At 56.2% G+C, this 1,194-nt stretch carries 1 rRNA gene; it reads right to left on the bottom strand.

From position 1 onward, the window contains the following. Window positions 1-22 precede the first annotated feature (22 nt). Window positions 23-1,194, bottom strand: a 23S ribosomal RNA gene (locus ACFVT5_RS43280); the annotation flags it as partial.

The following is a 1,194-nucleotide window of genomic DNA, read 5'->3' as shown; positions in this document are numbered from 1 at the left end:
AACACAGTGGACGCGAGCAACTGAGGACAAGCCCTCGGCCTATTAGTACCAGTCACCTCCACCCATTACTGGGCTTCCAGATCTGGCCTATCAACCCAGTCGTCTACTGGGAGCCTTAACCCCTCAAGGGGGTGGGAGTCCTCATCTCGAAGCAGGCTTCCCGCTTAGATGCTTTCAGCGGTTATCCCTCCCGAACGTAGCCAACCAGCCATGCCCTTGGCAGGACAACTGGCACACCAGAGGTTCGTCCGTCCCGGTCCTCTCGTACTAGGGACAGCCCTTCTCAAGACTCCTACGCGCACAGCGGATAGGGACCGAACTGTCTCACGACGTTCTAAACCCAGCTCGCGTACCGCTTTAATGGGCGAACAGCCCAACCCTTGGGACCGACTCCAGCCCCAGGATGCGACGAGCCGACATCGAGGTGCCAAACCATCCCGTCGATATGGACTCTTGGGGAAGATCAGCCTGTTATCCCCGGGGTACCTTTTATCCGTTGAGCGACGGCGCTTCCACAAGCCACCGCCGGATCACTAGTCCCGACTTTCGTCCCTGCTCGACCCGTCGGTCTCACAGTCAAGCTCCCTTGTGCACTTACACTCAACACCTGATTACCAACCAGGCTGAGGGAACCTTTGGGCGCCTCCGTTACTCTTTAGGAGGCAACCGCCCCAGTTAAACTACCCATCAGACACTGTCCCTGATCCGGATCACGGACCCAGGTTAGACATCCAGCACGACCAGAGTGGTATTTCAACGACGACTCACCATGCACTGGCGTGCACGTTTCAAAGTCTCCCACCTATCCTACACAAGCCGAACCGAACACCAATATCAAACTGTAGTAAAGGTCCCGGGGTCTTTCCGTCCTGCTGCGCGAAACGAGCATCTTTACTCGTAGTGCAATTTCACCGGGCCTATGGTTGAGACAGTCGAGAAGTCGTTACGCCATTCGTGCAGGTCGGAACTTACCCGACAAGGAATTTCGCTACCTTAGGATGGTTATAGTTACCACCGCCGTTTACTGGCGCTTAAGTTCTCAGCTTCGCCACACCGAAATGTGACTAACCGGTCCCCTTAACGTTCCAGCACCGGGCAGGCGTCAGTCCGTATACATCGCCTTACGGCTTCGCACGGACCTGTGTTTTTAGTAAACAGTCGCTTCTCGCTGGTCTCTGCGGCCACCCCCAGCTC

It is taken from the genome of Streptomyces sp. NPDC058001, from assembly GCF_042886315.1.
Lineage (GTDB): Bacteria > Actinomycetota > Actinomycetes > Streptomycetales > Streptomycetaceae > Streptomyces.
Note: the sequence above shows the minus strand (reverse complement) of the source record. Positions and strands in the feature narration are given on the sequence as shown.